This window comes from Nonomuraea africana (assembly GCF_014873535.1).
Lineage (GTDB): Bacteria > Actinomycetota > Actinomycetes > Streptosporangiales > Streptosporangiaceae > Nonomuraea > Nonomuraea africana.
Window position 1 is genome coordinate 7907128 of sequence record NZ_JADBEF010000001.1, and the last position, 26073, is coordinate 7933200.

A 26073-nucleotide genomic window follows, 5' to 3' on the forward strand; every position below is an offset into this window, starting at 1 on the left:
TGCAATAGGTTTGTCCCGAGCGTTCCATAGGGAGGGATCAGCGATGGGTGGTCAGGTGCTGCGGCTCCAGGACGTCGGAGTACGGCGTGACGGGGCGGCCCTGATACGCGGCATCGACTGGGCGGTCAACGAGGACGAGCGCTGGGTCGTGATCGGCCCCAACGGCGCGGGAAAGACGACGCTGCTGCAGGTCGCCGCCACGTTGCTGTTCCCCAGCGAGGGCGCCGTCGAGGTGCTGGGCGAACGGATCGGCCAGACCGACGTGTTCGACCTGCGTCCGCGCATCGGCCTGGCGAGCTCGGCTCTGGCGGAGCGGGTGCCGCAGGACGAGAAGGTCATCGACCTGGTGCTGACCGCGTCCTACGCGATCCTGGGTCGCTGGACCGAGGAGTACGACTCCCACGACGTCACCAGGGCCGTCGAGCTGATCGACATGATGGGCGTCGCCCACCTGATCAGGCGGCGCTTCGGCACCCTGTCCGAGGGCGAGCGCAAGCGCGTGCAGATCGCCAGGGCGCTCATGCCCGATCCCGAGCTGCTCCTGCTCGACGAGCCCGCGGCGGGCCTCGACATGGGCGGGCGCGAAGACCTGGTGCGGCGGCTCTCGACGCTCGCCTACGACCATCGCTCGCCCACCATGGTGCTGGTCACGCACCACGTGGAGGAGGTCCCGAACGGCTTCACCCACGCGCTGCTGATGCGTCACGGCTCGGTGGTGGCCCAGGGTCCGATCGAGCACGTGATGACGGCGGACAACCTCTCGCGCACGTTCGGGGTGCCGCTGGTCCTGGAGCGCAACGGTCAGGGACGTTGGTACGCCAGGCCTCAATAGCATTTGACGGCTCTCAAAAGGGAAAACCAAATATCATCTTCGTGGTCGGGGACCTTACGACTCGCGGAGTGTTGCCATGGGCACCGAACAGTTGATCGTCGCCATCGTCGTGGTCGCTGTGGTGGGCTTCGCCCTGGCACGGACCATCCGGATCATTCCCCAGGCAACAGCGGCGATCATCGAACGGCTCGGGCGCTACCACCGCACCCTCGATCCCGGCCTCAACCTCGTCGTGCCGTTCATCGACCGCATCAAGCAGATGATCGACCTGCGCGAGCAGGTCGTGTCGTTCCCCCCGCAGCCGGTCATCACCTCGGACAACCTCGTGGTGTCCATCGACACCGTCATCTACTTCCAGGTGACCAACCCCAAGGCGGCCACGTACGAGATCGCCAACTTCCTCGTCGGTGTCGAGCAGCTGACGGTGACGACGCTGCGCAACGTGGTGGGCGGGATGGACCTCGAGCGCACGCTGACCTCGCGCGAGGAGATCAACACCGAGCTGCGCGGGGTGCTGGACGACGCCACGGGCAAGTGGGGGATCAGGGTCAACCGCGTCGAGCTGAAGGCCATCGACCCGCCCGCGTCGATCCAGGACTCGATGGAGAAGCAGATGCGGGCCGACCGTGACAAGCGGGCCGCCGTGCTCACGGCCGAAGGGCAGAAGCAGGCGGCCATTCTGACCGCCGAGGGAGAGAAGACGGCGGCGGTGCTGAAGGCGCGCGGCGAGGCGGAGGCGGCGGTGCTGCGCGCCCAGGCCGAGGCTGAGGCGGCGGCCATGCGCGCCAAGGGGCAGGCCGACGCGATCGGGATGGTGTTCAAGGCCATCCACGAGGGCAACCCCAGCCAGCGGCTGCTGGCCTACCAGTACCTCCAGATGCTGCCCGAGATCGCCAAGGGCGACGCGAACAAGGTGTGGATCGTGCCTTCGGAGATGGGCAAGGTCCTGGAGAACCTCGGCGGCCTGTTCGGCACCCCCAAGGACAAGGAAGACTGACCTCCAGCCCGCACCCCTCGGGATCCCCCGAGACACCCCAGCCCGTTATCCCGCATTCGGATTCTCGAGGGAACCTCAGCTCGCCCCCCACCTCCGCGTTCCCCAAGAGGACCCAGCCGCCGTCCCTTGCGCCTCTCCAGGAACGCCAGCCCGCGCCCCGCCTCGGCGTCCCCCAAGAGAACACCAGCCGTCGTCCCCCTGCGCCTTCTCACCAGCCCGCGTCCCACCTGCCGGTTTGGTGGTGACCCCGGGAGTGGGCGGTGTAAGGCGTGGCTCTAGGCTCGGGCGACAGTGCATACGGAATACGAAAGGGGCGGGTCTTGTCGCCGTGGGAGGCGGTCGCGGTCTGCGCGGCCGGAGTCGCAGCAGGGGCCATCAACGCCGTCGTCGGGTCGGGGTCGCTGATCACCTTCCCCACCCTGGTGGCCGTGGGAGTCGACCCCGTGACCGCCAACGTCTCCAACAACATCGGCCTCGTCCCCGGCTCCTTCACCGGCGCGTACGGCTACCGCGCCGAGCTCAGGGGCCAGCGCGACCGCCTCGTCAGGCTGGCCACGGGCTCCGCGCTCGGCTCCCTGCTCGGCGGGCTCCTCCTGCTGGTCCTCGACCCAGACGTGTTCCAGGTCGTGGTGCCCATCCTGATCGCGCTCGCCTGTGTGCTGGTCGTCGTGCAGCCCAAGCTGAACGGCTGGGTGGCCGCGCGGAGGCAGCACGCGCACCCCGACGGCGGCCTCTGGTTGTGGCTCGGCGTGTTCGGCGCGGGCGTCTACGGCGGCTACTTCGGTGCCGCGCAGGGCGTGCTGCTCATCGGCCTGCTCGGCAGCTTCCTCGACGACGGGCTGCAGCGGGTCAACGCCGCCAAGAACGTCCTGTCGCTCGTCGTCAACGCCACGGCCGCCGTGCTGTTCGTGATCATCGCGCCAGTCGACTGGTGGGCCGTGCTGATGGTGGCCCTCGGCGCCACCCTGGGTGGCTTCCTCGGCGCGAAGGTGGGGCGCAAGCTGCCCGCTCCCGTCCTGCGCGGGTTCATCGTGTGCGTGGGCATCGTGGCGATAATCAAACTGGTGTACGGATAAATCCACAGGTAAATGGGTATAAAACAGGTCATGAAGGGTGATCGGGTCGAGATCGTGATCGACGCGGGAGGCACTCCGCGAACCTACGAAGTGATCGCCACGAAGGCCGGACGGCGGGTCGAAGTGGCCACGCGGCGCGGCCTGGTAGAAGTCAGCGAGGTGACACGGAGCGGCACCGCCGTACGCACCGCGCGTTTCATGTCCAGCCGCATCCTCGCCCTGGTCGAACACCCGGCCGACCTGCCCCGTCCCGCGGGTCAGCGGAAGTCGGCCGCGTGATCGGCCGCCCACTCCCGCAGTGACCTGGCGGGCCGTCCGGTCAGCCGCTCGACGGTGTCGGTGAACTCTTCGTGCTCCGTCGCGAAGGAGGCCCACGCGTCGAGCGCCTCCTCCACGATCGCGGGGTCGTCCCAGAACCCGAGCATCTGCTCGGCGGCCTCCTCGCGTGTGATCTCCGCACCTCGCGGCCCACGGCCTCGCCGACGATCCTGACCTGCTCCTCCTGGATGATCGCGGTGGGGCCGCTGAGCACGTGGTGTGTCAGGTTCGCCGACAGGTGACGATCCGGCGGGTGTGTTTCGCGATCGCGTGCACGACCTGGGCGGCGAACCCCGGCCAGATGAGGAAGAGTGACGAGTGACGAGGGGTCGATGAGGTCGCCTCGGACGGCTTCGACGCCGTCCGGCAGGACGGCCCGGGCGAGGTCCCTGACCGGTGTCCTGACCTGGGCGCCCTCGGCGACGAGCGGGGAACCGGTGTGGCGGCCGACATCGCCGGTCGCTCCGGTGACGGTTCAGGTCAACGGCCGCACCTGGATGATGCCGTCGCGCCGGACGCGGGTCTCGAACGTGGGGGCGGGGGCGGTGGCGGGGCCGTGCTTGACGCTGCCGTCGGCGATCCTGAACGTGCTGCCGTGCCACGGGCAGACCACGCAGGGCTCGCCGTTCTCGATCACCACCCGGCCCTGGTGCAGCGGGCCCGCCAGGTGCGAGCAGCGGTCGGCCAGCACGCTCACGCCGCCGGCGTGCCTGAGCACGAAGAGCTGGATGTAGCCGAGGCGACGGGTCACGGGACGGCCCTCGGGCAGGTCCTTGATCGGGCACAGGTCGTGCCAGCCGAGCGGCACCAGGTGGGCCACCTGCTCGGCGTGGTTGGCGCCGGCCGCCTGCCGGTAGGCCATGTGGCCGCCGAGGTAGCCGCCGACCGTCGCGGCGCCGAGTCCGAGCATGGACAGCGCCTTGCCGGCACCCTGCCGTCCGGCCATGCGCAGCAGCAGCGAGCCGGAGAACAGCCCGAGAGCGGTGAGGTTGGTCACGAGGTGGACGAAGCCCACCCGCTGCTGCTCGCGGTGGAGCGACGACCAGTCGGTGAGGCCCGCGGCCGCCGTCGGCACGGCTGCGGCCACCCCCGCGGCGAGGAGCGTCTTCGACGCCTTGGGGTCGGCGTTCACGAGGTCGAGGACGGCGACCGACATCCAACAGCCGATCGTCCCCGTCGCCAGCGCGGGGTGCAGCGGTTTGCCCGTGGGCACACCGTGCAGCCAGTCGCGGAGCCTGCCCGGCCGGATCTTCTCCCGTACGGCTTTGGCCAGCACGCCGATCGGCCGATCCATCGCCCTGCTCTTCTCGAGCTTGTCGGCGAGGTCGACCGGTCCAGCCAGCCTGACTTTCTCTTTCACGACCAAACCCCTACCCCGGCGGTAAGGGCATCACTCGGACAGATGGCCCCGGTTGACCGACAGGTCGATCAACTCGTTCGCGTAGGCGCCGAGCGACTCCGACCCGTCCTCGATGATCTTCGCCTTCTCACGCACCTGGTCGGCCGTCACCTTGAACAGCGGCCAGGTGCCGCCCTCGGTGTGGTGGTTGGCCAGGATCGGGGCGAACCTGTCGAGGGCCTTGGCGAAGCGCGCCTCGACCGTCTCGCGGGCCTCGAACTCCTCCCACAGCTCCCTGAAGAGCATGGCCTGGTCGGCCGGGAGCAGGGCGAAGATCCGGTCGGCGGCGGCGCGCTCGGCGTCGATCTGTGCCGCCACCGCGACGGGGTCGTAGATGAAGGTGTCACCCGCGTCGATCTCGACGAGGTCGTGCACGAGCAGCATGGCGACCACGCGCTGGATGTCGGTCCCGGGCGGCGCGTGCTCGGCGAGGATCATCGCCAGCAGGCCGACGTACCACGAGTGCTCGGCGTCGTTCTCGCGGCGTGATCCGTCCATGAGGCTGTTGCGGCGGATCACCCGCTTCAGCTTGTCGATCTCCACTGCGAAGGCGATCTGGGCGTTCAGTCGGTCCTCTTCTTGCGTGGTAGTCACGCGCGACACCCTAGTAACGTCGAACGTGTCCGGTCGACCGGAACGATCACAGGGCGGCGATCGTCACCGGAACGCCGTTGAACACGGCGTTGCCGGAAGGCATGTCGATCGCTGAGTCATCGGTCAGGACGTTCGCGCTGACCCCCGCGTGCTCGGCGGCGACCGTCTGTGCGCTGCCCACGTGGCCCCAGCCGTGCGGCAGGCTCACCACACCCGGCATGATCGTGTCCGTGGGCTCCAGCGTGACCGTGAGCCGCCCGGTGGCCGACGTGATCACCGCCTGCTCCCCGAGGGACAGGCGGGCGACGTCCGCGGGGTTGATCTGCAGCGTGCACCGGTTGCTGCCGCCGACCAGCGTGCTGACGTTGTGCATCCAGCTGTTGTTCGAGCGCAGGTGGCGCCTGCCGATCAGCACCATCTCGGGCGGGGCCTGCTCCAGCCGCTCCCTCAGCCGCTCGACGTCGTCCATGAGCTGCGGGGGCGCCAGCTCGACCAGCCCGGAGGCGGTGCGCAGGATCTCCGGCAGCCGCGGCTCCAGCGGGCCGAGGTCGAGCCCGTGCGGGTTCTCGCGCAGCTTCTCCAGCGACAGCCCGTACGGCCCGAGCCGCAGCATCATGTCCAGCCGGCGTTCGGCCCCGGTCTCCCCGGTCAGCTGGAGCTCGACCCCGGCCTTCTGGAGCGTCTGGTCGATGATGAACTCGTCCAGGTCGCCGTCGAGCCCCGAGGCGATCACCGCGAGCCGCGCCATGATCTCCGACTCCGACGGCCGCTCGCCCAGGGGCAGCACGGGCGGCGAGTAGCGCGTGTAGTTGCGCACCGCGAAGCCCAGCAGCGCGAAGTCGTAGTGCCCCGACTGCAGCACCCTCGGCGGCGGCAGGATCACGTTCGCGTGCCTGGTCGTCTCGTTGAGGTACGGGTCCACGCTGACCATGAAGTCGAGCCGCCCGAACGCCTCGTCCAGCCTGGCCCCGTTCGGCGCCGACAGCACGGGGTTGCCGGCCACCGTCACCAGGAACCGCACCTGGCCCTCGCCCGGCGTCTCGATCTCGTCGGCCAGCGTGGCCACCGGCAGCTCGCCGTTGACCTCGGGCAGGTGGCGCACCCTGCTGCGCCACCTGCCCGTCGTGTAGGGCCTGCGACTGCGCCGCGGCTCGGTCGCGGGCTTGGGGAACATCGCGCCGCCCGGCCTGTCGAGGTTGCCGGTGAGCGTGTTGACCACGTCGACCAGCCACTGGGCCAGCGTGCCGAACTCCTGCGTGCAGGTGCCGATCCTGGCGTACACCGCCGCCGTGGGCGCCGCCGCCAGCTCGCGGGCCAGCCTGACGATCGTCTCCTCCGGCACTCCGGTACGGCGGGCGACCACCTCGGGCGGGAAGTGCTTGGCCGCCTCCCTGACCTCTTCGAGGCCGTTGACCTCGACGGCCACGCGGGTGAGGTTCTCCGCGAAGAGCGTGTGGACCAGGCCGAAGAGCAGGTAGGCGTCGCTGCCGGGCCGGACGAACACGTGCTCGTCGGCCTGCGCGGCGGTCCTGGTGCGCCGCGGGTCCACCACGACCACCTTCCCGCCGCGCCGCCTGATCGCCTTGAGCCTGCCGGGGAAGTCGGGCGCGGTGCACAGCGAGCCGTTGGACTCCAGCGGGTTGGCGCCGAGCATCAGGAGATAGTCGGTCCTGTCGAGGTCCGGCACGGGTATGTGCAGCGGATGCCCGAACATCAGCCCGCTGGCCACGTGCTTCGGCATCTGGTCGGCGGTGCTGGCCGAGAAGACGTTGCGGGTGCCGAGCGCCCTGATCAGCGGCGCGGCGTAGAGCGCCCCCGCCATCGTGTGCGCACTCGGGTTTCCCAGGTAGACGGCGATCGTCTGCCTGTCACGCACGCCTTCGAGCGCGCGGGCGACCGTGGCGAAGGCCTCGTCCCACGACACCTCCCGCCACTGCTCGCCCTCGCGGACCAGCGGCTTGCTCAGCCGGTCGGGGTCCTCGTCGAGGTGGCCGAGGCTGGCGCCCTTGGGGCAGATGAAGCCCTTGCTGAACGGGTCTTCCTTGTCGCCCCTGACGCTGGTGACGTGGCCGCCGTCGTCGAGTGTGAGCGTCAGGCCGCAGACGGCCTCGCAGAGGGGGCAGGTGCGGTGCACGGTCGTCATCGCTACTCCTGGGTTCGACATCCGAACTCATCTTGTCCCGTACGGCGGGCGGTGTGAAGGCCTCTTCCGCCGCGCCTGCCGGTAGACATGGGGAAGGGGACGCCCGTCCGCCGTGGAGCGTCCCCTTGGTCGGTGGCCGGAGTGTCAGGCCGCGATGAGTAGCGCCGCTGTCGTATCGGGTGGCTCCTCGATCTCGGTGCGGGTGGACCGTAGGGACACCCAGCCGCTCCTGCCGTACAGCCTTTCGAGCCCTGGACTGACCGCCCCCGCCGTCTGCTCCCTGCGGACGATCTCGACGATCACCAGGTTGGCCCACCTGCGGTGCTTGTGAATCCGGACGTCTCGCGCGAAGCAGGCCGCCTCGATCTCCCCCGCGTATGCCTCGAAGTCCTCCGCGCAGATGCCCGCCCTCGTGAGCACCAGCGCCTTCTCTCCACAGGCGGTGGGCGTGATCCACAGGATGAGCGGGATCCGGCCCGCCCTGGTGTGCATGGTCGTCTCCGTGCAGAGCCGCTGCAGCCGGTGCCTGGAGGCCACGCACCAGGCGTGCGCGGCGATCCAGTTGCGTCCGACTCGGGTGACGGCGGGCACCGAGACCGCGCTGGTGAGCGCGATGAAGGGCACCCATCGCCCGCCGCCGAGCGCGGCGAGCAGCACCAGCACCAGTCCCGCGGTCAGCAGGAGCTCGGTGCGGATCCGCCAGAGCCTGGTGACGAGGCTGGAGCGCTCGACCGCTGGGAGGTCGCCGACTCCCGGGTAGATCTGGTGCCGAGGATTGCGTGACATCTCACGACACCTCCTCGGGGACGAGAGCGGTGCGCGACACCCTGAGCTGGTCGAACCGTGGGTCGCGGTAGGAGCGAGAGCCGAATCCCGTGCGCGTGACGGTCCAGCCGCGCCGGTGCGCGAACTCGTCGTACTCCATGCAGATCTCGCGATCCGTCCACGCGATGAGTTCCCGGATCCGGGACTTGATTCGACTGAGTCCCTTGGTACCTTGTGAGTACAACATAGAAGACCCCTTTCGCGGCATTCCTAGAGGTGGACTTCTGGGCCGGACCGGGCGCTGATGAGCTCGGCCGTCACCGGGTGGCAGCCCGATCGCGTGACGGTTGGAGACCAGCCTCGGTCCGGCTTTTTCGCGGCTTTCCTTTCGGCGGACCTGCATATCTGAACGGCGCCGTTGCCGGAAGGGGCGGGCCCTGAGGGCCGCGCTTGAGCGTCAGCGGAAGGCCCCGAGTAAGCGTCGTCATCTGGTCTTCCTGAGCCTGATCGTCCCTCCGGGACCTGGGCGCGGCAATAGCCTGGCGGGAGAAAAATCAAATTTCTTCGCAATTCCCGCTGAGAGATGCGCCGCACGAGTACCTGCAACTTGCACGCGAAATGTCAGGGGCCCTTGGGGCCGACGGGAAAGCATCGCGAGCCCACCCCCTGAACGCTGGGCTTTTGCTTGCCCCCACCGTCTCTCCATGTAAGCCTGGTGGCAAGCCTTGGTGCGAGTCTCCGTGCAACTTGCAGTGTAAGATTGGCGGAACGGCCCAGAAATTCAGGGCTCAAACGCTTCTTCTCCGCTACACCTTCATTCCCGGTGAGGAGAGTGGACGGTGCCACCAGAGCAGGGCAGCCCGACGGTGCGCAGGCTCAAACTCGGCCAGGAGCTCCGCCAGCTGCGCGAGCGCAGCGGGCTGACCGGGGCGCGAGCCGCCAAGGAACTCGGCTGGTCACCGAGCAAGGTGAGCAGAATCGAGGCCGCCAAGACCAAACCCGCCCACGACGACGTCAAGGCCCTCGCCAAGCTCTACAAGTGCGACGACGAGAAACTAGACGAATTGCTGGGCTTGGTGCGGGATGCGGACCGGCGGGGCTGGTGGGAGGATTACGAGGACAGCCTTCCCGGGGACTACACCAGATTCCTCGGCCTGGAGGCGGAGGCAATCGACCAGCGAACCTGGGAACCCCAGATCGTGCCCGGCCTCCTGCAAACGGAGCACTACGCCCGTGAGGTCATCCTGGCCACCCGCGGCATCGCGCGTATCACGCACAGCGGTGTCCGCAGCCGGGTGGAGTCCAGGCTCGACCGGCAGCAGCGTGTCCTGCACCGGCCCGACCCGCCCGTCTTCCGGGTGGTGCTCGACGAGTCGGCGCTGATGCGTCAGTTCGGTGAGCCATCGGTCATGCGTGAGCAGATGGAGCATCTGTTGGTGGTCTCCATGCTGCCGCGGGTGAGCGTTCGGATTCTGCCGTTGGATGCCCCTCATCCGGTCAACACGGGAGCCTTCATCCATCTGAAGTTCTCGGCGTTCGACGATGTTGTATACCTGGAATCGCTGTACGGGGCACGTTTTGTCGAGGACATGGAGCTGGTCGCCGGATACGAGACCGCGTTCGACCACATCAGTTCCGCCGCACTGGATGAGGACGCTTCCCGTGTCTTCATTCAGCGCAAGAGCATGACGTGGCGCCGTTAGCGCTGAACATCGCAAAACGGGGCAAAGGTGCCCCGTTACCCATTTGGGGAGAAAATGCACACCGATATCATCAAGGCCGACTGGCGGAAGAGCCGCTTCTGCAACGGAGCATCGGCCTGTGTCGAGTTCGCTCGCCTTGCTGACGGCAACGTCGCCCTGAGGGATTCCAAGCAGGAGGACGGGCCGGTTCTGGTCTTCACTCCTGGCGAGTGGGCCGCTTTTACCGCGGGTGTCCGTGACGGCGAGTTCGACCTCTCGGCTCTTGCCGTAAATGCTTGACCGGAACGGTCCCGACCGCGCCTTGCGCCATGACCGTCGGGACCGTTCTGCATTGCTCTGGAAGCCGGCGTTCAGGCGCGGGAGATCTTCGACCTGACGAGGAAGACGGAGCTCAGGCCGGCCAGTACGGCCAGCGCCGCCAGCGCGACAGCCGTCCCGAATGAGGCCTGTCCGGTGTGTCCCTGCATGAGGGAGATGAACAGCGTGCCCACCGTGGCCACCCCGATGACCTGGCCGAGCTGCATCACCGTGAGCAGCGCGCCGCTCGCGTCGGCCGCGTAGGCGCTCTCGACCTGCTGGGTGGCCATGTTCGTCACGGCGATCTGCACTCCGAGCCCCGCGCCGATCAGCGCGCTCACGACGGCGTACGGCACGCCGCCCCCCGAAGCGGCGGCCAGTCCGAGGTAGGCGGGCGCGGCCACGACGTACCCGACGGGCACCAGCGAGCGCTGCAACCGCGGGGGCAGCCGGGGCCAGGCCAGCCCCACCGCGGCGAAGGCCACCGCGCAGGGCACCAGCATCAGCCCCGACATGAGCGGGGTGAGGTGCAGCTCCCCCTGCAGGTGCAGCGCCGAGGTGAACAGGAAGGCGCCCCAGGTGGCGGGGCCGAACAGCAGGACCGCGAGACCCGGCCGCATGCCGGGCGCCCGCAGCACCCGCGCGTCCACCAGCGGCCTGCCGCCGCGCGCCGTCACCCAGCGCTCCACCCTGACGAACACGGCGAACATCACCAGGCTGAGCGCCATCGAGCCCCAGCCCCACAGCGGCCAGCCGAGCTCGCGGCCGAGCACCAGCGGCACGATGAACATCAGCACCGCGGCCGACAGCGTGAGCAGGCCGAGCGGGTCGAGTCCGGTCCTGCCGCCGCCGTGGTCGGCGGGGAGCACCCGTAGCCCCGCGACCAGAAGGAGCGCTCCAATGGGGACGAGCACCAGGAACACGATCCGCCAGCCGACGCCGAACCCGAGCAGGACGCCGCCGAGCGCCTGCCCGACCACGATGCCGCCGCTCACGACGGCCGACCAGAGGCCGAGCGCCCTGCCTCGGGCCTCGCCCTGGTAGTTGTGCTGGATCAGGGTCAGCACCTGCGGCATCATCAGGGCGGCTCCGGCGCCCTGCGCGAAGCGGAAGGCCACCAGCCAGCCCGTCGAGGGCGCGAGGCCGCAGCCCAGCGTGGTCAGCGTGAAGAGGGCCAGGCCGGTCAGGAAGGTGTTGCGATAGCCGAACAGGTCGCCGACGCGGGCACCGGTGATCAACAGGACGGCGTAGGTGATGGTGTAGCCCGCGACGATCATCTGCAGTCCCGCTCCTGAGGACTGCAGGTCCGCCTCGATCGTCGGGGTGGCGACGTTCACGATGTTGACGTTCAGGATGGCGAGGAACTGGCCGAGAAGCACGATCGCCAGGAGGAGGCCGCCGCTCCTGGTCGTGGACTTCTCGACGGACGGAGCTTGGATCATGCTTCCACGATGGTAGAAAGTAGATACTAGTAAAAAGAGTCCCTTTATCCTGGTATTGGCGGCACCTGGATGAGCAAAAGGCGCGACGACCTGGCGGCTTTCCTCCGCACCCGGCGCGAGCGCGTCACCCCCGAGATGGTGGGGCTGCCTCCGGGCACCCGCAGGCGTACGCCTGGGCTGCGCAGGGAAGAGGTCGCCCAGCTCGCGGGCGTGGGGGTGACCTGGTACACCTGGCTTGAGCAGGGGCGGCCGATCAACGTCAGCCTGCAGGTCCTCGACTCCATCGCGCGCACGCTCATGCTCGACGCCGCCGAACGTCACCAGCTCCACCTGCTGGCGGGGCACGCCGTCGCGGCTCCCGTCCACGACGCCGCCCGGGTCACGCCCGCGATGCAGCAGATCATCGACCAGCTCAGCCCGCTGCCGGCCGCCTACAGCAACAGCCGCCACGACGTCCTCGCCTGGAACCCCGCCTACGCCGCCCTCTTCCCCGAGCTGGTCAGCGCGCCGGTCGAGGAGCGCAACTCGCTGTGGCAGTGCTTCGTGCACCGCGAGTGGCGCACCGCGCTGGTCGACAGGGAGCAGGAGCTCCACGGCAGCGTCGCGGTGTTCCGCGGCGCCTACACCCGCCATGCCGACGACCCGTGCTGGCGCGACTTCGTGAAGCGGCTGTCGGCCGCCAGCCCCGAGTTCGCCGCGCTGTGGGCCACCCATGACGTGGCCGACCCCCGCTCGCGCGCCAAGACCTTCAACAACGAGGTGGTGGGGGAGCTGCGCTTCACGAGCGCGGTGTTCAACTGCGCCTCGGCGCCGGAGACCAGGATGATCGTTTACACTCCCGTCGACGATGCGACACGTTCGGCCGTGGTATGGCTCACGGCGCACAGCGAGCGTGCCCATGGCATGCTCGGTGCCTGAAAAACCAGGAGGGCAGATGAGACCGAGTCGCGCCATCACCGTCGTGGGGGTCGCGCTGGCGCTGACCGCCTGTTCGGCGGCCAAGTCCGAGCACATGGCCGACGTGGCGGAGAAGCCGACGATCGCGCCGAGTCTGCCGGAGGAGCCGGAGCGCCGGCCGTACACCATCTCCTTCGGGGGTGACGTGCACTTCGAGGGCGTGCTGAGGAGCAGGCTGGCCAACCCGCGCACCGCGCTCGGCCCGATCGCCAAGGTGCTGAAGGCCGCGGACCTCGCGATGATCAACCTCGAGACCGCGATCACGACGGGCGGCACGCCCGCGCCGGGCAAGCAGTACACCTTCCGCGCCCCGGCCACCGCCTTAACCGCGCTCAAGGCCGCGGGCGTCGACGTGGTCTCGATGGCCAACAACCACGGCATGGACTACATGGAGAGCGGTCTCGCCGACTCCATGGCCGCGATCAAGCGGTCGAAGTTCCCCGTGGTCGGCATCGGAAGGAACGAGACCGAGGCCTACAAGCCCTACCGCGTCACGGTCAACGGCAACCGCGTGTCGATCATCGGGGCCACCCAGGTGCTCGACGCGGAGTTCATCCAGTCGTGGAGCGCGGCCGGCGCCAAGGGCGGGCTGGCCTCGGCGAAGAACGAGGCCAGGCTCATCAGGGCGGTACGGCAGGCCCGCAAGTCCTCCGACACCGTGATCGTGCACCTGCACTGGGGCACCGAGATGCAGAAGTGTCCCAACCCCGCCCAGCTCTCCCTCGCCCCCAAGCTGGTCAAGGCGGGCGCCGACGTCATCGTCGGCGGTCACGCGCACATCCTGCTGGGCAGCGGCTACCTGGGCAACTCCTACGTCAACTACGGCATGGGCAACTTCGTCTTCTACAACTGGGGTCCCGAGACGGGCCGGACCGGCGTGCTCACGCTGACCATCGACGGTCGCAAGGTGCTGAAGGACAAGTGGACACCCGCCACGATACAGGGCGGCATCCCGATCCCGCTCACCGGCGCGGCCAGGAACCAGGCCATCGCCGGGTGGAAGAGCCTGCGCTCCTGCACTGGTCTGGCCGCGAGCCCCGCGGACAGCTAATCTTTGGACCGTGCGTCTAATAGCGTCCGACGATGTACGGCTGGCGCTCTACGAGCAGGGCGACCCGGCCAACCCCACGGTCGTGCTGCTCCACGGCTACCCCGACGACCACCGCGTGTGGGACCAGGTCGCCGACCTGCTGCGGGGTCGCTTCCACGTGGTCCGCTACGACGTGCGCGGAGCGGGCAGGTCGTCGGCGCCGCGCGCGGCCCGCGACTACCGGCTCGACCGGCTGGCGGCCGACATGGACGCGGTGCTCGACGCCGTCGGCAAGCCCAAGGTGCACCTCGCCGCCCACGACTGGGGCTCGATCCAGGGGTGGTACTTCACCGGCAGGAGCGACAGGTTCGCCTCCTTCACCTCGCTCGGCGGTCCGGGGCTCGACCAGGCCGCCGCCTTCTTCCGCCAGGCCGGCCCGATCAGGGCGCTCGGGCAGTTGCTGCGGTCGTGGTACATCGGCGCCTTCCAGCTGCCGGTGCTGCCCGAGCTGGCCATGGCGCCGCTGGCCCGGGCGCTGGGCGCCACGGCCGCCGACGCGCGCAACGGGCTCAACCTCTACCGGGCGAACATGCTCACCCGCTTACGCCGTCCGGGAGACCCGCACGTGAACGTGCCCGTCCAGCTGATCGAGTGCACGCGCGACCGCTACGTCTCGCCCTGGCTGCTCGCCTCCCTCGGCCAGTGGGCGCCGAAGTTCAGGCACCGACGGCTGGCCGCCGACCACTGGGCGCAGCGCACGCAGCCCGAGGCCGTCGCCAAACTGGTCGCCGAGTTCGCCGACTGGGCCGCCGACGAGTGAGCCGCGTTGCACGCCTTTCTACAATCGCGCTTTTCCAGGGACTGGGCGGCCGATTGGGGGCAAGATGAAGACCGTGTCCTCCTTGCCGGTTGACGAAGACGGCACCGAGCCCACCCCGCTCCGCCGTCAGCCCACGCAGCGCCGTAGCGCCCGCCGGGTCGAGCGCATGCTCGACGCCTGCGCCCACCTGCTCGACGAGGTCGGTTACGAGGCGCTGTCCACCACGCGCATCGCCGAGCGCGCGGGCGTGGCGATCGGGTCGGTCTACCAGTTCTTCCCCGACAAGCGCGCCATCACCCAGGAGGTGACCAGGCGCAACGTCGAGCTGTTCGTCTCCAGGGTGGGCGCCCGCTTCCTCGACGAGGACTATCGGGGGTGGTGGGAGGCGGTCGACGCGATCATCGACGAGTACGTCGACATGCACAGGACCGTTCCTGGCTTCAAGAGCCTCCACTTCGGCGACGTCGTCGACCTCAACCTGCTCGACTCCGACTCCGAGAACAACATGGTGATCGCCGGCCGGCTGCGCGGCCTGCTGCTCCAGGAGTACGGCCTGGCCGACAGCGAGGAGCTCGACGTGGCCGTGCTGGTCGCCGTCGAGGCGGGTGACGCCGTGCTCAAGCTGGCCTTCCGCCGCGACCCCAAGGGCGAGCCCGAGATCGTGGCCGCCGCCAAGCAGCTGATCAGGTCGTTCCTGTCGCGCAGGCTCAGTCCTCGCCGGCAGCGTCAGCAGGCGTGATCGGCGCCGGGTTCCACTCGGGCGCGGGCACCACCGGCAGGTCCTCCCTCGGCCAGCGGTGCCTGGGCGACTTGGGGGTCTCCGGCGCGGGCACGAACGCGGCGGGAACCGGTTCCCGCTCGGGCCTCGTCCTGGTTTGCGCAGGCCCGCACGGTCGGGGCAACGAGACCTTGGCCACCGTGGTCACCAGTCGCTGCTGGAGCGCCGCGACTCTCTGCTCGGCCGCCTCCACGGCCTCGAGTCTCGCGGAGAAATATCCGGCGGCACCCGGGATCACGGCGGACAACACCGCCGCACAGGCGATCGTGAAGGTCAACTGCTTGGACATGCCGAGCCCCTTCCGCCCCTGATGACGTGACCGCTTTATGCCCGTGGCCCTGCAGGAACACGCGGAGTGTAGTGGGGTTTGCACGAATCGTTGCCGAAGCTGTGCACACGCGGTGATGTGCATTGTCCAGGCAAAAGCCGGTGCGGCTCGATAGTCTCGCGGTGTGGCGCATGTGACCCGTGAGTACCTTGATCGCTTGCTTGAGCAGGCCCTACTGGCGGACGACCACGGATCGCTGGCCAGGCAGCTCGACGAGCTCGCCGTCGCCTACTCCTCGGGCGACGTCTCCCGCGCGGCCATCCTCGTGCTGGCCGCCGACGAGTGGCGGCAGGCCGGCCAGCCGGCCCGCGCGCTGGAGTGCTTCCAGCGCGCGCTCGACGACGGCGGCGAGTCCGGCATCGACCCGCGGGCGGGCATCGCCGACACGCTCTTCGAGCTCGACAGGCCAGGCGAGGCCAGGGACGTCATAGAGACCCTCAGAGCGGAGGGCACCACGACCCCGGCGACGGCGCACAACATCGCCGAGACCCTCGTGGCCTACGGCGACCTGCAGGGCGGGCTCGAATGGGCCACCCAGGCGGTGCTCACCTGCGCCGAGGACGACCCCGAGCACGTCGCGCTGCTGCGCACCCGCTACCGCATCAGGCTCGACCTCGGCCTGCCGGAGGACGAGCTCGACTCGCTGATCTCCTGACGCGTGAAGGGCCGCGCCCCCGTGGGCGCGGCCCTTCAGCCCGGTGGGACCCGCAGGACGGGCGGCGCGACACGTCCTGCGGATGTCATGGGCGCTCAGCCCAGGTCGAGGCGCTCGGTCAGCCCGGCCAGCCCGTCGCCGTCCGCCACCGGCAGACGCAGCCCCTTGGCATCGGGCTGAGCCTTGCCGCCCGGCTGCTCCATCAGCTCCCCGACCTTGGTCGCCACCTCGTTGACCGGAGGGGTCAGGTCGAGGAGGGTGCTCCCGCCGGTCACCCCGGCCGCGTCGGGCATGGCCATCTCGGGCACGGCCGCCTCGCCCAGCTCGGACACCTCGGCCAGCCGTGCCGCCTCGCCCAGCGTGGACACCTCGTCCAGCGCCTCCGCGTTCGGCAGCGGCGGCAGCGGCGGGAGCGACGGCAGTCCCGGCAGGTCGGGCGCCAGGGCCAGCTTGGACACCTCCTGCAGGCCCGCCTGGCCCGGCACCCCCGAGGGAAGGGAAGGCAGGCCCGCTCCCGCGGCCACACCGCCCATGTCGGAGACACTCAGCACCGCGGTCGAGCGCGACAGTCCGGGCATGCCGGCCGCCTTTGCCAGGCGCTCGGCCGACATCGCCAGCTCCGACTCCTGGGAGGCCCGCATCGGCGTGCGGGTCGTCTTCGCGCGCAGCCCGCCCACCTCTTCGCAGACCTCCGCCACGGTCGTCTCGTCGAGCAGCACGACCTTCTCATCACAGTTCTCGGCCGACGCGGGCGACATCGCCAGCCAGCCCGCCCCCGTCGCCAACACGGCCACCGCAAGGACGCTCCGAATGCCGCGTGATGCGTTGTACATGCACGTTCCCCCTTGATCGAGTTCGGTGATCCGACGAATCACGAAGCTAGTCACGGGGGTAGGGCTGCCCGCGTGTCTTGGGACAACGGTGGCGAAGCCGTTAATGATCGCGACGCGGGTCCAGAACATCTCGTAACACTCGCGTGCGGCGAGGCCGATTACGTATAGCTTCTGCAAAGAGTGGATGGTCCGCAATCAGGGGGATTCCGCAGTGTCGCCGGTCGTCCTCACGCATGCCGCGACCCCTCCTCGCCGGATGAGCGATCTGGTGGCGGCGGTGCTGCGCGACATGGAGGACCTCGCCGTGCGCCGCTTTCCGCAGTGGTTACCAGGCGCCGAGCAGATCCCCGGCCCCGGAGGCGCGGGAGTGCGCGCCGTGCGGCTGCTGGCCGTACGGCTGGCGGCGGGGGACAGGCAGTTCGGACCGTTCCTCGCCGACCTGGCCGAGGCGGCGCTCAGGGGCCGCCCCTGTACGGCCCGCCTCCCCGCCGAGATACGCGCGGCGGGTCTTGGAAGGGTGCTCGGCACGGGATCGACGATCGCGGTGACGCCGCCCCAGGGGATGAGCGGGGGCGAGGCGGAGCTGCTCGCGGCCGGCTGCCAGTGGCTGGAACGGTGGAGCGGCCTGCGCGTCCTGTGCGCCGCCGCCACCGCGCCTGCTCGGCCGTCTGCCGCGGGTGACGGGCAACCCACCCGGGTCAGGGGCAGGCCGCACCACGCGAGCAAGGCGGAGCAGCGGCTGGAGAGCGTGCTGGCCGGCTGCCCGTGGGCCGCGGACAGAGAGTGGAACCAGGGCTACCACCCGCACGCCCTCACCAACCCCATCAGGGTGGACCTGCTCTGGCGCGCGGCCCGCGTGATCGTGGAGATCGACGACGACAGCCATCTGCGGCCGGCGAAGTTCGAGGCCGACCGGCGGCGTGACGTGCTCCTGCAGCGGGACGGGTTCGTAGTGCTCCGCTTCACCAGCCACACCGTCCTGTCGGACCCCCAGTCCGTGGCCGGTGTGATCGAGGACTTCGTCAAGAGAGGCAAGCGATGAAACTGTCAGCCGTGGAGACGGCGGCCATGATCGTGCTCATGGTCGAGGGTGACGAGGTGCTCAACTCCGACCTCGCCAAGCAGCACGGGATCAAGCTGACCCCCAGGCACCGCAAGAACCTGAACGACCTGAAGCTGGTGGAGACCCGTCCACATGGCAGGACCATGGTCCACGTGCTGACCGACAAGGGGTGGGCGCGCCTGGCCGACGAGTTCCGGGAGGGGGTGGCCGCCTCGCCGGGAGCGACGGGCGGCGCGCTGCGCTCCCTCGCCTTCGGGGTCGCGCGCTTCATGGGCCGGACCGATCACCGTCTGGGCGACCTCTTCCAGCCGGAACCGCCCGCTGAAGGCCCCGAGGGACCTGGCGGCGTCGAGGGCAGGGTGCGCGGCGCCTACACCGAGCTGGCCCGCGAGCCCGGCGGCTGGGTGAGCCTGACCGACCTGCGCAGGCAGCTGAGCGAGCTCCCGCGGGACGCGGTGGACGACGCGCTGCGCAGCCTCAACAGGCAACCCGACGTCGTCATGGTGCCGGAGGACAACCAGAAGGCGCTCAGGGCGGAGGACCGCGAGGCCGCGCTGGTCATCAGCGACCAGCACAAGCACTACCTCGCGATCGGCGCGCGATGAAGGAGTGGGAAGCGCTCGGCGCGCTCAGGCTCAACGCGGTCCATGCGCCCGACGACGTGTGGCGGCCCTCGCCGTACCACGTGGAGAGCCTGCACTCGACGGCCGCGCTGGACCTCCGCAGGGGGCTGGCGGAGGCGAAGGAGAGCGCGGACGCCAGCCCGATCGGCGTGGTGATCCAGGGGCAGCGGGGTACCGGCAAGACCCACCTGCTGGGCTGGGCGCGCGAGCACGCCCAGCGCGAGGGCGGCTACTTCTTCCTGGTCGGCCTGCTGGACGCCAGGGACTTCTGGGACAGCATCGTGATCGCGATGCTCGACAGCCTCTGGCGTCCGGCCGAGGACGGCCAGTCACAGCTGCGGCTGCTGCTCAACAGGCTGGCGGCGCTGGCCGACGTGCCGAGGATGGTACGGCGAGCCGTCGACGGCCGCCGCCCGCTTGACGGGGAGGCCCTGGACCTGTTCGTGGGCGCGCTGCGCCGCAAGGGCGGCGTGGTCCTCAGGGACGCGCACGACACGGCGCGGGCGCTGGTGCTGCTGGCCTCCGACGATCTGGCGGCGCAGGACGTCGGGCAGGCCTACCTGTCGTCGATCCCCGACGAGGGACAGGGCAGGGAGTGGGGGCTGACCAAGGGCTACCGGTCGCCCCAGGAGGTGGTGCGCGACCTGTCGCGGCTGCTGGCGCTGACCGGGCCCTCGGTGATCGCCGTCGACCAGGTCGACGCGCTGGTCGCGCAGTCCACCTCCAGGCTCGGCGACGACGGCGGCCAGGGCGCGGTCATCGAGCAGGTCGCCGGCGGGTTGATGGCGCTGCGCGACGTCACCAGGCGGACGGTGACCGTCCTGTCGTGCCTGCCCCACACCTGGATGATGATCCGCGACCAGGCCACGGCCACCGTGCGCGACAGGTTCAGGGAACCGGCCACGCTCAGGGTGCTGAAGGACCCGCAGACCGCGCGTGCCATCGTCGAGCGGCGCTTCGCGGCCGGGTTCGGGCGGGTGGGGTTCGAGCCGCCGTACCCGACCTGGCCGGTGAAGGAGGACGCCTTCGGCAGCGCGGTCGGCCTGACGCCGCGGCAGATCCTCATCAAGATCGACAACCATGTGCGGGCCTGTCTCGCGGACGGCGAGATCAGGGAGCTCGACCGGCTGGACGAACCGGGCGGCGGCGGGGGTGAGGGAGAGGTCCCGCCGCCGGGTCCCGGTCCCTCGGGGCTGGCCGCTCTCGACGCTCGCTTCGCCGCGCTGAGGGAGAGCGCGGAGGTGGGACCGGCCACCGAGCCCGAGACGGAGGACGCCGTCCTGCCGGGGCTGCTGTCAGCGGGGCTGTCGGCGTGGATGGCGGGCAGGGGAGAGGCGGCGCACCGCTACGCCCAGGACCCGCCGCCGAGCAGGAAGCCCCCGCTGCACGCGCGCCTGCGGCTGACGCTGGACGAGGCGACGGAGGACGAGGTGCACTGGTGCTTCAGGGGCATCGCCAGCACCAACGCCGTCGCGGCGCTGCACCGGCTGAGGGCGGCGTGCGTCTCGGCGGGACTGCGGGCCGAGGTGCCGAAGCGGCGGCTGTTCGTGCTGCGGAACCAGGCCTGGTCGGGCGGGCCCCGGACCAAGGAGGCGCTGGCCGCCTTCGAGGCCGCGGGCGGCAGGGTGCTGCGGGTGGAGGAGTCCGATCTGCGGACACTGGCGGCGCTGCGCGACCTGCTCGAGGAGGAGCCGGCCCACATCCAGGAGTGGCTGGCGTCACGACGGCCGGCCGAGGATGTGAAGGTGCTGGTCGAGGCGCTCAGCCAGCCGTCCGTGCCGCCCGCGCGGAGCATCGGGGCGCCTGACGATCCCGACGCCACGGGGCCCATCGCCCTCCCCTCCGCCGCGCCCTCCGCCGCGCCCTCGGCCGCGCCCTCGGCCGTGACCCCGGCCGTGACCCCGGCCGTGACCCCGGCCGTGACCCCGGCCGTGACCCCGGTGAGGCGGGACGAGGCGGCGGAGCACGAGGAGGCCCACCTCCCGCCGGTGGACGCTGACGCCCCAGAGGCGGATGAGGGCGGCGGGCCGTACCTGGTGCTGGGCAGGAGGACCCACGGAGCGGAGCCGGTGCGGGTCGCGGTGGCGGCGCTGCGGAAGCACACGGCGATCTTCGCGGGCTCGGGGTCGGGCAAGACGGTGCTGATCCGCAGGCTGGTCGAGGAGTGCGCGCTCCAGGGCGTCTCCTCGATCGTCCTCGACCCCAACAACGACCTCTCCAGGCTCGGCACGGCCTGGCCCGAGCCACCCGCCACCTGGCAGGACGGCGACGGCGAGCGGGCGGCGGAGTACCTGGAGAGCACCGACGTCGTCGTCTGGACGCCGGGCAAGCAGGCGGGCCGTCCGCTGGCCTTCCAGCCGCTGCCCGACCTCGGCGCCCTCGTCGACGACCCCGACGAGTTCAGCCAGGCGCTCGACGCCGCCGTGGCCACGCTCGCGCCCAAGGCCAAGATCGATGGCGCGACCGCCAAGGCGCTGCAGTCGCAGGCGGTGCTGCGCGAGGCGACCAGACATCACGCCAGGCGGGGCGGCACCGGCCTGGACGGGCTCATCGCGCTGCTGTCGGATCTGCCCGACGGCGTCAGCGACCTGGCCAACGCCGCCAAGCTGGCCGCCGACGTGGCGCAGAACCTGCGCGCTGCCGTGATCATGGATCCGCTGTTCGGCGGGACCGGCGCACCTGTGGACCCAGGGGTGCTGCTCACGCCCGAGATTGGGCGTAGGGCCAGGGTTTCGGTGATCAACCTGGCCGGGCTGCCCTCGGAGGAACAGCGGCAGAGCTTCGTCAACCAGCTGCAGCTCGGACTCTTCTCCTGGATCAGGTCTCATCCCGCGGGAGGGCGACCGCTCGGCGGACTCCTCGTCATGGACGAGGCCCAGACCTTCGCCCCCAACGGCAGGAACACCGCCGCCACGGGCAGCACGCTCATGCTCGCCTCCCAGGCCAGGAAGTACGGCCTGGGCCTGGTCTTCGCCACCCAGGCGCCGAAGGGCCTGCACAACCACATCCCCGGCAACGCGGCCACCCAGTTCTTCGGCCTGCTGAACGCCCCGATCCAGGTCGCCGCGGCGACGGACATGGCCAGGGTCAAGGGCGGACGGGTGTCCGACATCGGGCGGCTGAGCGCGGGCCAGTTCTACGTGGCGGCCGAGGGGACCGGCTTCCACCAGATCAGGGTGCCCATGTGCCTCAGCCACCACCCCGAGTCCGCGCCCACCGCCGAAGAGGTCCTGGCGCTGGCCACCGGGACGCGGTGAAGCCCCGGACGAGGGTCCGGGGCTCCGGAAGGGGTCAGGCGGCGCGGGCGACCGTCAGTTTGTCGTCGCCGTCGACCAGGTCGACCAGGACGGTGTCGCCGTCGACCACCTCGCCCGACAGCACCGCCTTGGCGAGCTGGTCGCCGATGGCCGACTGCACCAGGCGGCGCAGCGGGCGGGCGCCGTACACCGGGTCGTAGCCGGTGATCGCCAGCCAGTCGCGCGCGGCGGGGGTGACGTCGAGCGACAGCCGCCGGTCGGCGAGCCGCTGCGCCAGGCGGTCGACCTGGAGGTCGACGATCTTGGTCAGCTCCTCCGAGCCGAGCGCGTCGAAGAGGATGACGTCGTCGAGCCTGTTGAGGAACTCGGGCTTGAACGACGACCGCACCGCCCCCATCACCGCGTCGCGCTTGGCGCCGTTCTCCAGCTTCGGATCGACGAGGTACTGCGAGCCGATGTTGGAGGTGAGGATCAGGATCGTGTTGCGGAAGTCGACCGTACGGCCCTGCCCGTCGGTCAGCCGGCCGTCGTCGAGCACCTGGAGCAGGATGTCGAAGACCTCGGGGTGCGCCTTCTCGACCTCGTCGAGCAGCACGACGGTGTAGGGGCGGCGCCGTACGGCCTCGGTGAGCTGGCCGCCCTCCTCGTAGCCGACATAGCCGGGAGGCGCGCCGACCAGGCGGGCGACGCTGTGCTTCTCGGAGTACTCGGACATGTCGATGCGGGTCATGGCCCGTTCGTCGTCGAAGAGGAACTCCGCCAGCGCCTTGGCCAGCTCGGTCTTGCCGACACCCGTCGGGCCCAGGAACAGGAAGCTGCCGGTCGGCCGGTCGGGGTCGGAGATGCCGGCGCGGCTGCGCCGTACGGCGTCGGAGACGGCCTGGACGGCCGGACGCTGCCCGATGAGGCGCCTGCCCAGCTCCTCCTCCATGCGCAGCAGCTTGGCGGTCTCGGCCTCGAGGAGGCGCCCCGCCGGGATGCCCGTCCAGGAGGAGATGACCTCGGCGATGTCGTCGGGGCCGACCTCCTCCTTGACCATCTGCTGCTCGGGGGTCTCCTTGGCGGCGGCCTCGAGCTCCTTCTCCAGGCGCGGCACCTCGTCGTAGAGCAGCCTGGACGCCTCGGCGTAGTTGCCGTCGCGCTGGAAGCGCTCGGCGGCACCGCGCGCCTCGTCGAGCTGCTTCTTCAGGTCACCGACCCTGTTGAGGCCCGCCTTCTCCTTCTGCCACCTGGCCACGAGGGCGTTGAGCTCCTCCTGCCGGTCTGCGAGCTCGGCGCGCAGGCGCTCGAGCCGCTGGACGGAGGCCTCGTCGGTCTCCTTGGCCAGCGCCAGCTCCTCCATCTTCATCCTGTCGACGTTGCGCTGGAGCTGGTCGATCTCGACGGGACGCGAGTCGATCTCCATGCGCAGCCGCGAGGCGGCCTCGTCGACCAGGTCGATGGCCTTGTCGGGGAGGAAGCGGCTGGTGATGTAGCGGTCGGAGAGGGCGGCGGCGGCGACCAGCGCGCTGTCGGCGATCTGCACCTGGTGGTGGGCCTCGTAGCGGCCCTTCAGCCCGCGCAGGATCGCGATCGTGTCCTCGACCGTGGGCTCGCCCACGAAGACCTGCTGGAAGCGCCGCTCCAGGGCGGGGTCCTTCTCGATGCGCTCGCGGTACTCGTCGAGCGTGGTCGCGCCGATCATGCGCAGCTCGCCGCGGGCCAGCATGGGCTTGAGCATGTTGCCCGCGTCCATGGCGCCCTCGGCGGCGCCCGCGCCGACCATGGTGTGCAGCTCGTCGATGAAGGTGATGATCTGCCCGTTGCTCTCCTTGATCTCGGAGAGTACGGCCTTGAGCCGCTCCTCGAACTCGCCGCGGTACTTCGCGCCCGCGACCATCGCGCTGAGGTCGAGCGAGATCAGCTTCTTCTCGCGCAGCGACTCGGGCACGTCACCCGCCACGATCCGCTGGGCCAGGCCCTCGACGACGGCGGTCTTGCCCACGCCGGGCTCGCCGATCAGCACCGGGTTGTTCTTGGTACGGCGCGACAGCACCTGCACCACGCGCCTGATCTCGGAGTCGCGCCCGATGACGGGGTCGAGCTTGCCGCTGCGGGCGTGCTCGGTCAGGTCGACGCCGTACTTCTCCAGCGCCTGGTAGGTGTCCTCCGGCGTCTCGCTGGTGACGCGGGCGTGCCCCCGTACCTTCTCGAACGCGTCGAGCAGCGCCTGAGGCGTGGCCCCCACGTCCTTCAGCAGGCTCGCCATCTCACCGCCGTCGGTCGCCAGGCCCACCAGCAGGTGCTCGGTCGAGACGTACTCGTCCTCGAGTCGCTTGGCCCGCTGCGCCGCGGTGTTGATCACCGTGAGGAGCTGGCGCGAGCTGGACGGCGCGCTCACCGTGGCGCCCTGCGCCTTCGGCAGCCCCGCCAGCGTGGTCTCCACCTTCGCGCGCAGCGCCTTCCAGTCGGCTCCGACCGCTTCGAGCAGCGGGACGGCGGTGCCGCCCGTCTGGGAGAGGAGAGCGGAGAGCAGGTGCGCGGGCGCGATCTCGGGATTTCCCTCGGCGGCGGCCCGCCGCATCGCGACCGACAGCGCTTCCTGGCTCTTCTGGGTGAGCTTGTAGTCCATGTGTTCAGGCCCCCGGTGGCAGCTCGTAGCGGATCAGAGCTCTGACCATGGACATCTCGGCCCTGAGGCGGTGAACCTCCTCACGCAGCCGCAACGCCTCGTTCTCCAGCTCCAGGATCCGCTTGATGCCGGCGAGGTTGATGCCCTCCTCCTGGGAGAGCCGCTGCACCTCGCGCAGCTGGATGATGTCTCGCATCGAGTAGAGGCGGCCGCGCCCCGCCGTACGCCCCGGGCACACCAGCCCGAGACGGTCGTACTGCCTGAGGGTCTGCGGGTGCAGACCGGACAGCTGCGCGGCCACCGAGATGACATAGACGGGTGTCTCGTCGGAAAGGTTGAAGTAGTTGGCGTCCATCGGCCTACTCGCTTCTGGCCCGTTGGATGAGGTCGGCCCTCGGGTCCTCACTCGCCGTGGCGGTGCGGAACTCCGTGAGCAGCTCGCGCGACTTGTCGTCGAGCTGCTGGGGGACGAGCACCTCGATCGTGGCGAGCAGGTCGCCCTTGGTGCCGTCCTTGCGAGCGGCCCCCCTGCCGCGCACCCTGAAGGTGCGGCCGTTGGGAGTGCCCGCGGGAATGCGCAGAGTGACGGGCAGGCCCTTGAGCACCGGGACCTTGATCTCCGCGCCGAGCGCCGCCTCGGCGAAGGTGACGGGAACGGTGACGGTCAGGTTGTCGCCCGACCGCCCGAACACCGCGTGCGGCTTCACGTGGGTCTGGATGTAGAGGTCTCCGGCGGGACCGCCGTTCTCGCCGGGCGCGCCCTTGCCCTTGAGCTTGACCCGCTGGCCGTCGGCCACCCCCGCGGGGATGCGCGCCTGGATCGTGCGGGTGCTCTTGGCCCGGCCGCTGCCGTCGCAGACGGGGCACGGGTCGTCGACGAGGAGGCCGCGGCCCTTGCAGTCGCGGCACGGCTCGGAGAAGGCGAAGTTGCCCAGGTTGCGGCTGGCCGCTCCGGTGCCCTCACACGTGGGACAGACCCTCGGGGTGGTGCCGGCCTTGGCGCCCGTGCCGCTACAGGCCTTGCACGCCGATGACGTGGTCAGCCTGAGCGAGACGGTGTGGCCCTCGACGGCCTCGGTGAAGGACAGCGTGACCTCGGACTCGATGTCCTGGCCACGCCGCGGCCTGGTCGTCGTGCCCGTGGTGCGCGTGCCCGCGCCGCCGCCCCTGTTGAACAGCCCCCCGAAGAGGTCGCCGATGCGGTCGCTCGCGCTCCCGCCCTGCTGGCCGGTGCCGCCGAACAGGTCGCCGAAGTCGAAAGGAAATCCGCCGCCACCGCCCGGCCTCGGAGCGCCCACGCCCGAGCCGAACAGCGTGCGCGCCTCGTCGTACTCCTTGCGCCGCTTGGAGTCGGAGAGCACGTCGTTGGCCTCGGAGATCTCCTTGAACCTGGCCTCCTTGGCGGTGTCACCCGGATTCGCGTCCGGGTGGTACTGCCTGGCCAGCTTCCGGTAGGCCTTCTTGATCTCGTCGGCGGTGGCGGTCTTGGGCACACCAAGGACGGCGTAGTAGTCCTTTTCCAAGTAGTCCTTGGTGCTCATCTATGCGTCCT

At 70.2% G+C, this 26073-nt stretch carries 26 protein-coding genes; 14 read left to right on the forward strand and 12 right to left on the reverse strand.

Annotated features, from left to right (window positions below; translation table 11 throughout):
- Nucleotides 1-43: 43 nt before the first annotated feature.
- From H4W81_RS37695 to H4W81_RS37710, 4 genes are all read left to right on the forward strand, one after another.
- Nucleotides 44-832 (forward strand): ABC transporter ATP-binding protein, encoded by a 789-nt coding sequence (locus tag H4W81_RS37695; protein ID WP_192779163.1) that lies wholly within the window; start codon nucleotides 44-46, stop codon nucleotides 830-832.
- Nucleotides 833-908: 76 nt separating this feature from the next.
- Nucleotides 909-1829, forward strand: coding sequence for an SPFH domain-containing protein (locus H4W81_RS37700; protein WP_192779164.1), 921 nt, complete (start codon nucleotides 909-911; stop codon nucleotides 1827-1829).
- 320 nt (nucleotides 1830-2149) lie between these two features.
- Nucleotides 2150-2905, forward strand: coding sequence for a sulfite exporter TauE/SafE family protein (locus H4W81_RS37705; protein WP_192779165.1), 756 nt, complete (start codon nucleotides 2150-2152; stop codon nucleotides 2903-2905).
- A gap of 30 nt (nucleotides 2906-2935) precedes the next feature.
- The gene (locus tag H4W81_RS37710) at nucleotides 2936-3184 is read left to right on the forward strand and encodes a hypothetical protein (RefSeq protein ID WP_192779166.1); all 249 of its coding nucleotides are present in this window, start codon (nucleotides 2936-2938) and stop codon (nucleotides 3182-3184) included.
- Here the strand turns inward: H4W81_RS37710 and H4W81_RS37715 are convergent.
- The 6 genes from H4W81_RS37715 to H4W81_RS37740 all read right to left on the reverse strand — a co-directional run bounded on the left by H4W81_RS37715 (nucleotide 3163) and on the right by H4W81_RS37740 (nucleotide 8284).
- Nucleotides 3163-3330, reverse strand: a complete 168-nt coding sequence (locus tag H4W81_RS37715) for a hypothetical protein (RefSeq protein ID WP_192779167.1) — start codon at nucleotides 3328-3330, stop codon at nucleotides 3163-3165. The genes H4W81_RS37710 and H4W81_RS37715 overlap by 22 nt on opposite strands.
- Nucleotides 3331-3698: 368 nt before the next feature.
- Nucleotides 3699-4583, reverse strand: coding sequence for a Rieske (2Fe-2S) protein (locus H4W81_RS37720; protein ID WP_318782269.1), 885 nt, complete (start codon nucleotides 4581-4583; stop codon nucleotides 3699-3701).
- Nucleotides 4584-4613: 30 nt separating this feature from the next.
- Nucleotides 4614-5225, reverse strand: coding sequence for an HD domain-containing protein (locus tag H4W81_RS37725; protein ID WP_192779168.1), 612 nt, complete (start codon nucleotides 5223-5225; stop codon nucleotides 4614-4616).
- Between the two features lie 37 nt (nucleotides 5226-5262).
- Nucleotides 5263-7359 carry a molybdopterin-dependent oxidoreductase gene (locus tag H4W81_RS37730; RefSeq protein WP_192779169.1) on the reverse strand — a complete coding sequence of 699 codons (2097 nt, stop codon included), beginning with the start codon at nucleotides 7357-7359 and terminating at the stop codon, nucleotides 5263-5265.
- Nucleotides 7360-7503: 144 nt separating this feature from the next.
- A complete protein-coding gene (locus H4W81_RS37735; protein WP_192779170.1) occupies nucleotides 7504-8145 on the reverse strand; it encodes a hypothetical protein in 642 nt (213 codons plus the stop codon).
- A gap of 1 nt (nucleotide 8146) precedes the next feature.
- Entirely contained in the window at nucleotides 8147-8284 is a 138-nt protein-coding gene (locus H4W81_RS37740) for a hypothetical protein (protein ID WP_192779171.1), read from the reverse strand.
- A 679-nt stretch (nucleotides 8285-8963) separates the two neighbouring features.
- On the opposite strand from H4W81_RS37740, the gene H4W81_RS37745 reads away from it, so the two are divergent.
- Entirely contained in the window at nucleotides 8964-9827 is an 864-nt protein-coding gene (locus H4W81_RS37745) for a helix-turn-helix domain-containing protein (RefSeq protein WP_192779172.1), read from the forward strand.
- A gap of 54 nt (nucleotides 9828-9881) precedes the next feature.
- Nucleotides 9882-10106 carry a DUF397 domain-containing protein gene (locus tag H4W81_RS37750; RefSeq protein ID WP_192779173.1) on the forward strand — a complete coding sequence of 75 codons (225 nt, stop codon included), beginning with the start codon at nucleotides 9882-9884 and terminating at the stop codon, nucleotides 10104-10106.
- 71 nt (nucleotides 10107-10177) lie between these two features.
- Here the strand turns inward: H4W81_RS37750 and H4W81_RS37755 are convergent, their stop codons facing one another.
- Nucleotides 10178-11566, reverse strand: coding sequence for an MFS transporter (locus H4W81_RS37755; protein ID WP_192779174.1), 1389 nt, complete (start codon nucleotides 11564-11566; stop codon nucleotides 10178-10180).
- A 69-nt stretch (nucleotides 11567-11635) separates the two neighbouring features.
- Between H4W81_RS37755 and H4W81_RS37760 the strand changes: the two genes are divergently transcribed.
- The 4 genes from H4W81_RS37760 (at nucleotide 11636) to H4W81_RS37775 (ending at nucleotide 15112) form a co-directional block, all read left to right on the forward strand.
- Entirely contained in the window at nucleotides 11636-12484 is an 849-nt protein-coding gene (locus tag H4W81_RS37760; protein WP_192779175.1) for a helix-turn-helix transcriptional regulator, read from the forward strand.
- A gap of 16 nt (nucleotides 12485-12500) precedes the next feature.
- On the forward strand, nucleotides 12501-13574 hold the full coding sequence (locus tag H4W81_RS37765; protein ID WP_192779176.1) for a CapA family protein: 1074 nt from the start codon (nucleotides 12501-12503) through the stop codon (nucleotides 13572-13574).
- Between the two features lie 10 nt (nucleotides 13575-13584).
- Complete coding sequence (locus tag H4W81_RS37770) at nucleotides 13585-14373, forward strand: alpha/beta fold hydrolase (RefSeq protein ID WP_192779177.1); 789 nt, start codon at nucleotides 13585-13587, stop codon at nucleotides 14371-14373.
- Nucleotides 14374-14446: 73 nt separating this feature from the next.
- Complete coding sequence (locus H4W81_RS37775) at nucleotides 14447-15112, forward strand: TetR/AcrR family transcriptional regulator (RefSeq protein ID WP_318782273.1); 666 nt, start codon at nucleotides 14447-14449, stop codon at nucleotides 15110-15112.
- Here H4W81_RS37775 and H4W81_RS37780 read toward each other — a convergent pair.
- Complete coding sequence (locus H4W81_RS37780) at nucleotides 15081-15440, reverse strand: hypothetical protein (protein WP_192779179.1); 360 nt, start codon at nucleotides 15438-15440, stop codon at nucleotides 15081-15083. The genes H4W81_RS37775 and H4W81_RS37780 overlap by 32 nt on opposite strands.
- 196 nt (nucleotides 15441-15636) lie before the next feature.
- On the opposite strand from H4W81_RS37780, the gene H4W81_RS37785 reads away from it, so the two are divergent.
- On the forward strand, nucleotides 15637-16134 hold the full coding sequence (locus H4W81_RS37785) for a tetratricopeptide repeat protein (RefSeq protein WP_225958988.1): 498 nt from the start codon (nucleotides 15637-15639) through the stop codon (nucleotides 16132-16134).
- A gap of 95 nt (nucleotides 16135-16229) precedes the next feature.
- Here H4W81_RS37785 and H4W81_RS37790 read toward each other — a convergent pair whose 3' ends face one another.
- Nucleotides 16230-16928 (reverse strand): hypothetical protein, encoded by a 699-nt coding sequence (locus tag H4W81_RS37790; RefSeq protein ID WP_192779180.1) that lies wholly within the window; start codon nucleotides 16926-16928, stop codon nucleotides 16230-16232.
- Between the two features lie 295 nt (nucleotides 16929-17223).
- On the opposite strand from H4W81_RS37790, the gene H4W81_RS37795 reads away from it, so the two are divergent.
- The 3 genes from H4W81_RS37795 to H4W81_RS37805 are packed head-to-tail and all read left to right on the forward strand — an operon-like array spanning nucleotide 17224 to nucleotide 21910.
- Nucleotides 17224-18009, forward strand: coding sequence for an endonuclease domain-containing protein (locus H4W81_RS37795; protein ID WP_192779181.1), 786 nt, complete (start codon nucleotides 17224-17226; stop codon nucleotides 18007-18009).
- Complete coding sequence (locus tag H4W81_RS37800; RefSeq protein ID WP_192779182.1) at nucleotides 18006-18635, forward strand: hypothetical protein; 630 nt, start codon at nucleotides 18006-18008, stop codon at nucleotides 18633-18635. Before H4W81_RS37795 ends, H4W81_RS37800 begins: the two co-directional genes overlap by 4 nt.
- The gene (locus H4W81_RS37805) at nucleotides 18632-21910 is read left to right on the forward strand and encodes a helicase HerA domain-containing protein (RefSeq protein WP_192779183.1); all 3279 of its coding nucleotides are present in this window, start codon (nucleotides 18632-18634) and stop codon (nucleotides 21908-21910) included. Before H4W81_RS37800 ends, H4W81_RS37805 begins: the two co-directional genes overlap by 4 nt.
- A gap of 34 nt (nucleotides 21911-21944) precedes the next feature.
- Here H4W81_RS37805 and clpB read toward each other — a convergent pair whose 3' ends face one another.
- Genes clpB through dnaJ form a run of 3 tightly spaced genes read right to left on the reverse strand, consistent with a single transcriptional unit; the run spans nucleotide 21945 to nucleotide 26062 of the window.
- Nucleotides 21945-24521: an ATP-dependent chaperone ClpB gene (clpB, locus tag H4W81_RS37810; protein ID WP_192779184.1), complete on the reverse strand. Its 2577-nt coding sequence runs from the start codon at nucleotides 24519-24521 to the stop codon at nucleotides 21945-21947.
- Between the two features lie 4 nt (nucleotides 24522-24525).
- Nucleotides 24526-24876 (reverse strand): heat shock protein transcriptional repressor HspR, encoded by a 351-nt coding sequence (locus H4W81_RS37815; protein ID WP_192779185.1) that lies wholly within the window; start codon nucleotides 24874-24876, stop codon nucleotides 24526-24528.
- A gap of 4 nt (nucleotides 24877-24880) precedes the next feature.
- Nucleotides 24881-26062 (reverse strand): molecular chaperone DnaJ, encoded by a 1182-nt coding sequence (gene dnaJ, locus H4W81_RS37820; RefSeq protein WP_192779186.1) that lies wholly within the window; start codon nucleotides 26060-26062, stop codon nucleotides 24881-24883.
- Nucleotides 26063-26073: the final 11 nt, after the last annotated feature.

Bases quoted from the DNA above. Each gene is read 5' to 3' on its own strand.
- H4W81_RS37695 (WP_192779163.1), top strand. From the start codon at position 44: ATGGGTGGTCAGGTGCTGCGGCTCCAGGACGTCGGAGTACGGCGTGAC.
- H4W81_RS37700 (WP_192779164.1), top strand. From the start codon at position 909: ATGGGCACCGAACAGTTGATCGTCGCCATCGTCGTGGTCGCTGTGGTG.
- H4W81_RS37710 (WP_192779166.1), top strand. From the start codon at position 2,936: ATGAAGGGTGATCGGGTCGAGATCGTGATCGACGCGGGAGGCACTCCG.
- H4W81_RS37715 (WP_192779167.1), bottom strand. From the start codon at position 3,330: ATGCTCGGGTTCTGGGACGACCCCGCGATCGTGGAGGAGGCGCTCGAC.
- H4W81_RS37730 (WP_192779169.1), bottom strand. From the start codon at position 7,359: ATGACGACCGTGCACCGCACCTGCCCCCTCTGCGAGGCCGTCTGCGGC.
- H4W81_RS37735 (WP_192779170.1), bottom strand. From the start codon at position 8,145: ATGTCACGCAATCCTCGGCACCAGATCTACCCGGGAGTCGGCGACCTC.
- H4W81_RS37740 (WP_192779171.1), bottom strand. From the start codon at position 8,284: ATGGAGTACGACGAGTTCGCGCACCGGCGCGGCTGGACCGTCACGCGC.
- H4W81_RS37750 (WP_192779173.1), top strand. From the start codon at position 9,882: ATGCACACCGATATCATCAAGGCCGACTGGCGGAAGAGCCGCTTCTGC.
- H4W81_RS37755 (WP_192779174.1), bottom strand. From the start codon at position 11,566: ATGATCCAAGCTCCGTCCGTCGAGAAGTCCACGACCAGGAGCGGCGGC.
- H4W81_RS37760 (WP_192779175.1), top strand. From the start codon at position 11,636: ATGAGCAAAAGGCGCGACGACCTGGCGGCTTTCCTCCGCACCCGGCGC.
- H4W81_RS37765 (WP_192779176.1), top strand. From the start codon at position 12,501: ATGAGACCGAGTCGCGCCATCACCGTCGTGGGGGTCGCGCTGGCGCTG.
- H4W81_RS37780 (WP_192779179.1), bottom strand. From the start codon at position 15,440: ATGTCCAAGCAGTTGACCTTCACGATCGCCTGTGCGGCGGTGTTGTCC.
- H4W81_RS37795 (WP_192779181.1), top strand. From the start codon at position 17,224: ATGAGCGATCTGGTGGCGGCGGTGCTGCGCGACATGGAGGACCTCGCC.
- H4W81_RS37800 (WP_192779182.1), top strand. From the start codon at position 18,006: ATGAAACTGTCAGCCGTGGAGACGGCGGCCATGATCGTGCTCATGGTC.
- H4W81_RS37805 (WP_192779183.1), top strand. From the start codon at position 18,632: ATGAAGGAGTGGGAAGCGCTCGGCGCGCTCAGGCTCAACGCGGTCCAT.
- clpB (WP_192779184.1), bottom strand. From the start codon at position 24,521: ATGGACTACAAGCTCACCCAGAAGAGCCAGGAAGCGCTGTCGGTCGCG.
- H4W81_RS37815 (WP_192779185.1), bottom strand. From the start codon at position 24,876: ATGGACGCCAACTACTTCAACCTTTCCGACGAGACACCCGTCTATGTC.
- dnaJ (WP_192779186.1), bottom strand. From the start codon at position 26,062: ATGAGCACCAAGGACTACTTGGAAAAGGACTACTACGCCGTCCTTGGT.